The sequence below is a fragment of the Streptomyces alkaliterrae genome, assembly GCF_007097205.2.
Lineage (GTDB): Bacteria > Actinomycetota > Actinomycetes > Streptomycetales > Streptomycetaceae > Streptomyces > Streptomyces alkaliterrae.
Genome location: NZ_VJYK02000336.1, coordinates 1 through 5,744 on the forward strand (window position 1 = coordinate 1; position 5,744 = coordinate 5,744).

Below are 5,744 nucleotides of genomic sequence, written 5' to 3' on the forward strand. Positions count from 1 at the left end.
GGCGGTGGCGGGAGGGAACCGGCGACGCGGCCGGCTTCGGCGAGCGTCCGGGCGAGGGCGTCACGCAGTCCGCTGTCGTCGGCGCGGAGGTCCGCGCCGCGCAGCCAGACGGTCGGCCGCGGTGTCGATCCGGCGGCGCGGCGGGCCGCCCAGGCGGCCAGTTCCGTGCTGCGGCCGGTGCCGGGGTCGCCGACGAGGGCCAGGACGCAGGCGTCGGACTCGCCGAAGTCGCGGAGTTCCCGCTCGACGTCGGGGCGGGGGTGTCGTCTGCCGGGTGCGGTGAGGGCGGCGGTTGCGGTGGCGACGGTGGCACCGGTGAGTTGGAGGGCGCCGGCGAGGTTGAGATCGCGGCCCCAGCCCGGCACGGTGGCGTCGTTGCGGGCCAGCAGCCGCTCCAGCGGGGCGCGTTGGGCCTCCGGCGGTGAACCTGCGGAGGCCCGGAGCGGCAGCGCGAAGCCGCTCGCCCGGTAGGGGGTGTGGACGGCGCCGGCCAGGACGCCGACGACGGCGCCGGTCGCCGCGTCGAGCACGGGGGCGCCGGTGGCCCGGGCGTTCAGCCGGAGCTGGTCGGTGATCTGCGGGGGCAGGTCGAGTTCGAGGGCGCCTTCGATGGTGTGGAAGCGGTCGGTGGCCGTGTAGGTGACGTCCGCGAGGCCGGTGACGTTCGCCGGCAGCCAGCGGTCGAACCACACCAGGACCGTGATGCCGGGGGGTCGCTCGGTCGCCACGACCAGGGGGTGGGCGCTCAGGCCGCTGGTGGCCACCAGCGCGAGGTCGCAGCCCGGCAGCGGGGTGATGGCGGCCGTCTCGGCGATCTCGCCGGCGCCGCCGGGGGCGCGCAGCACAAGCCTGCTGAGCCCGTCGACGGCCTCGTGCGTGGTGACCAGCGTGCCCAGGTCGTCGGCGAGGAAGCCGGTGCCCCGTGCCCGCCCCGCCAGGTCGCAGAGCTGGATCAGCACGGGCTCCGCGGGTACTGCCATCGTCGCTGAACCTCCCGTGCCGCTCTGCAGACGTTATGCCCGCGGAACGGGTGGTACCGCCCGGTTCGGCGAACGCGCCCCCCGGCGCGCCGGGGGTTCACCTCGAGCGCCCGCTCGTAGGGGTGAACCTCGCCGCGGCGGTGGACGCTCGCGGAGGTGCGTCGCGGCAGGCGGCACGTGGCGGGGAACGACCGGACCCGGTCGGTGGGTTCACCGACCGGGTCCGGGATCGTCGGGCCTCGCGGCGCCGGCTCAGGCGAAGACAGCCAGGCTCCTGGCCTTCCCGCCGCGCTCCTCGACCAGCGCCAGGAAGCGGTCTTCGGGGCCGAAGGCGGCGATCGGGCCGGGCGGCAGCTCGGGCATCGCGAGCTGCACTCCGTTGCACAGCAGCTTCGCCTGCCGCTCCGGAAGGTCCCAGCGGGGGAACGCCCGCGCGGCGGCGGTGGCCAGCGGCATGACCTCGAGCGACTCCTGGAGCTGGTCCAGGGTGCGGGCCTCGGCCACCCCGTAGGGCCCGACCCGGGTGCGGCGCAGGGCGGTGAGGTGCCCGCCGACGCCCAGCTCCGCGCCGAGGTCCCGGGCGATGGCCCGGATGTAGGTGCCGGACGAGCAGGTCACCGAGATCAGCAGGTCGGTGACCGGGGTGCCGTCCTCGGCGACCTCCTCGCGCACGTCGTGGACGAGGAAGGAGGAGATCGTGACCGGCCGGGCGGCCAGCTCGACCTCCTCGCCCTCCCGGACCCGCGCGTAGGACCGCTTGCCGTCCACCTTCACGGCGCTGACCTTCGAGGGCACCTGCATGACGGCGCCCGTCTGCAGCGCCACGGCGGCGTCGACGGCTTCCCTGCTCAGCCCGTGCGCCGGGGTGCCGGAGGTGAGCTCGCCCTCGGCGTCGTCGGTGACGGTGTCCTGGCCGAGCCGGACCGTCGCGACGTACTCCTTCTCGGTGAGGGCGAGGTGGCCCAGCAGCCTGGTGGCCCGGCCGATGCCGAGGACCAGGACGCCGGTGGCCATCGGGTCGAGGGTGCCGGCGTGCCCGACGCGGCGGGTGCGGGCGATGCCGCGCATCTTGGCGACGACGTCGTGCGAGGTGAAACCGGCCGGCTTGTCGACGACGACCAGGCCGTCCGGGGCGCTGTCGCCGCCCCGGACGGGCTTCCCGCTCTTCTGCTCGGTCACGCTCGGGTGCCCTCGCCGTCCTCGTCCGCCTCGTCGGCGGGCTTGCGGTAGGGGTCGGCCTCGCCGGCGTAGGCGGCACCCGAGGACGCCTCCCGGACCTGCTCGTCCGACGCCTTGGCCCTGGCGAGCAGGTCGTCGATGGTGCGGGCGTTCTCCGGCAGGGCGTCGGGGACGAACGTCAGCGTCGGGGTGAAGCGCACCCCGGTCTGCCGTCCGACCTCGGAACGCAGCACGCCCTTGGCGGACTCCAGGGCGGCGGCCGAGGCCTCGCGCTCCTGGTCGTCGCCGTAGACCGTGTAGAACACGGTCGCCTCGCGGAGGTCGCCGGTCACCCGGGTGTCGGTGATGGTCACATAGCCGAGCCGCGGGTCCTTGATGCGTCGCTGCAGCGTCTCAGCGACGACGACCCGGATGCGGTCAGCCAGCTTGCGTGCCCGCGCGGTGTCGGTCATGCGGCTCACTTCTCTCTGTGTGGTCAGTCTCGTGCGGTCGTGTCGGCCGTGGCCGCGTGGGAGCGGCCGGGCCGTCGGGTCAGTCGTCGTCCCCGTGGAGGCGCCGCCGTACGGACAGCAGCTCGACCTCGGGGCGGGCGGCCACCAGCCGCTCGCAACGGTCCAGTACGTCGGACAGGTGCCCGGCGTCGCCGCTGACAAGCGCGACGCCGATCACCGCTCTGCGGTGGAGGTCCTGCTCCCCCACCTCGGCGGCGCTGACGGCGTACTTGCGCTGCAGCTCGGCGACGAGGGGGCGGACGACCGACCGCTTCTGCTTCAGCGAGCGCACGTCGCCGAGCAGCAGGTCGAAGGACAGGGTCCCTGTGTACATGCACTGCGGGTCAAGCCGACCCGTGAGGCCTTGGGATCGATACGGACGGGTGCATCGGGCTCGTCCCCGCCGGCCGGGCGCCGGCGGGCGGTCACCAGGAAACGGTACACGCCGCCACCGACGTGATCGACGGGGTTTTGCCCCCGCCTGGCCGGGCACGGGCCGGGGCCGGCCGGTGAAGCGGGCTGCTTCACCGACCGGCCCCGGGAGCCGGTCACCGTCAGCCGCGCGGCTTCTCGCGCAGCTCGTAGGTGGCGATGACGTCGTCGACCTTGATGTCGTTGTAGCCGCCGAGGTTGATACCGCCCTCGAAGCCCTCGCGAATCTCGGTGACGTCGTCCTTGAAGCGGCGCAGACCCTCGATGGTGAGGTTCTCCGCGACGACCTTGCCGTCCCGCAGCAGGCGCGCCTTGGAGTTCCGCTTGACCTCGCCGGAGCGGATGAGAACACCCGCGATGTTGCCCAGCTTGGAGGAGCGGAAGACCTCGCGGATCTCCGCCGTGCCCAGCTCGACCTCTTCGTACTCCGGCTTGAGCATGCCCTTGAGGGCCGCCTCGATCTCCTCGATCGCCTGGTAGATGACCGAGTAGTAGCGGACGTCGACGCCCTCGCGCTCGGCCATCTGCGTCGCGCGGCCTTCGGCGCGGACGTTGAAGCCGATGACGATGGCGTCCGAGCCGGAGGCCAGGTTGATGTCCGACTCGGTGACCGCACCGACGCCGCGGTGCAGCACCCGGATGTCGACCTCCTCGCCGACGTCGAGCTGGAGCAGCGAGGACTCCAGGGCCTCGACCGAACCGGACGCGTCGCCCTTGATGATGAGGTTGAGCTGCTGGACCTCGCCCGCCTTGAGCACCTTGTCCAGGTCCTCCAGGGAGACCCGGCGGGTGCGCTTGGCGAACGCGGCGTTCCGCTCGCGGGCGGCGCGCTTCTCGGCGATCTGGCGTGCCGTGCGGTCCTCGTCGACAACCAGGAAGTTGTCGCCGGCACCGGGCACGTTGGTCAGACCGAGCACGAGGACGGGGGTCGCGGGACCGGCTTCCTCGATGTTGCTGCCCTTGTCGTCGAGCATGGCCCGGACGCGGCCGTAGGCGTCGCCGACGACCATCGTGTCGCCGACCCGCAGGGTGCCGCGCTGCACGAGCACCGTGGCGACGGCGCCGCGACCGCGGTCCAGGTGGGCCTCGATCGCGATGCCCTGGGCGTCCTGCTCCGGGTTGGCCCGCAGGTCCAGCGCCGCGTCGGCGGTGAGGACCACGGCCTCCAGCAGGCTGTCGATGTGCAGGCCCTGCTTGGCGGAGATGTCGACGAACATGGTGTCGCCGCCGTACTCCTCGGCCACCAGGCCGTACTCGGTCAGCTGACCGCGCACCTTGGTCGGGTCCGCGCCCTCGACGTCGATCTTGTTGACCGCGACCACGATCGGCACGTCGGCCGCCTTGGCGTGGTTCAGGGCCTCGATCGTCTGCGGCATCACACCGTCGTTGGCCGCCACCACGAGGATCGCGATGTCGGTCGACTTGGCGCCGCGGGCACGCATGGCGGTGAACGCCTCGTGACCCGGGGTGTCGATGAAGGTGATCTTCCGCTCTTCGCCGTTGACCTCGGTCTTCGCCTGGTAGGCGCCGATGTGCTGGGTGATGCCGCCGGCCTCACCCTCGATGACGTTGGTCTTGCGGATGGCGTCGAGAAGACGCGTCTTACCGTGGTCGACGTGGCCCATGACGGTGACCACCGGCGGCCTCGCGACCAGGGCCTCCTCGCCGCCCTCGTCCTCGCCGAAGTCGATGTCGAAGGACTCGAGAAGCTCGCGGTCCTCCTCCTCCGGGCTGACGATCTGGACGACGTAGTTCATCTCCTCGCCGAGGAGCGTCAGCGTCTCGTCCGACACGGACTGCGTCGCGGTGACCATCTCGCCCAGGTTGAACATCACCTGGACCAGGGCCGCCGGGTTCGCGTTGATCTTCTCCGCGAAGTCGGTGAGCGAGGCGCCACGGGAGAGGCGGACCGCCTCGCCCTTGCCACGCGGAAGCATCACGCCGCCGATGGACGGCGCCTGCATCTGCTCGTACTCCTGGCGCCGCTGCCGCTTCGACTTGCGGTTGCGACGGGCCGGGCCGCCGGGACGACCGAAGGCGCCCTGTGTGCCGCCGCGGCCGCCGGGACCACCCGGACGACCGGCGAAGCCGGGACGACCGCCGCCGCCACCGGGACCACCCGGACGACCGGCGAAGCCACCGCCGCCGCCACCACCGGGACGACCGGCGAAGCCGCCGCCACCGGGACGACCGCCGCCGCCACCGGGACGGCCACCGGGACCACCGGGACGGCCGCCCGGACCACCCGGACCACCGCGGCCGGGACCCGGACGCGGGCCGGCGGCGGGACGCTGCGGCATCATGCCCGGGTTCGGACGGTTGCCGCCGCCCGGACGCGGACCGCCCTGACCGGGACCGGCCTGCGGACGCGGCATGTTGCCCGGCGTGGCGCGACCGCCACCGGGGGCCTGCGGGCGGGGACCGCCCTGACCGGCCGGCCCTGGACGGGCGCCGCCCGGCTTGGGCGCGCCGCCGGGGCGCGGAGCCTGCGGCCGGGCCATGCCCGTGGAACCGCCGGAGGTGAAGGGGTTGTTACCCGGACGCGGACCGCCCTGACCGGGACCGGCCTGCGGACGCGGCATGTTGCCCGGCGTGGCGCGACCGCCACCGGGGGCCTGCGGGCGGGGACCGCCCTGACCGGCCGGCCCTGGACGGGCGCCGC

The 5,744-nt window shown here is 73.7% G+C and carries 4 protein-coding genes and 1 pseudogene; all 5 read right to left on the bottom strand.

All coding sequences use genetic code 11. The annotated features are described in order from the left end of the window. Nucleotides 1-980, bottom strand: a pseudogene (locus FNX44_RS23005) (serine protease); the annotation flags it as partial. A 252-nt stretch (nucleotides 981-1,232) separates the two neighbouring features. Further along, nucleotides 1,233-2,159, bottom strand: coding sequence for a tRNA pseudouridine(55) synthase TruB (truB, locus tag FNX44_RS23010; protein ID WP_143650706.1), 927 nt, complete (start codon nucleotides 2,157-2,159; stop codon nucleotides 1,233-1,235). Continuing rightward, nucleotides 2,156-2,611 carry a 30S ribosome-binding factor RbfA gene (gene rbfA, locus FNX44_RS23015; protein ID WP_143650707.1) on the bottom strand — a complete coding sequence of 152 codons (456 nt, stop codon included), beginning with the start codon at nucleotides 2,609-2,611 and terminating at the stop codon, nucleotides 2,156-2,158. The genes truB and rbfA overlap by 4 nt, the downstream gene beginning before the upstream one ends. A gap of 79 nt (nucleotides 2,612-2,690) precedes the next feature. Next, nucleotides 2,691-2,984, bottom strand: coding sequence for a DUF503 domain-containing protein (locus FNX44_RS23020; protein ID WP_143650708.1), 294 nt, complete (start codon nucleotides 2,982-2,984; stop codon nucleotides 2,691-2,693). 220 nt (nucleotides 2,985-3,204) lie between these two features. After that, nucleotides 3,205-5,744: translation initiation factor IF-2 (infB, locus tag FNX44_RS23025; RefSeq protein WP_228450132.1), on the bottom strand; the 2,540-nt coding region annotated here is incomplete at its 5' end.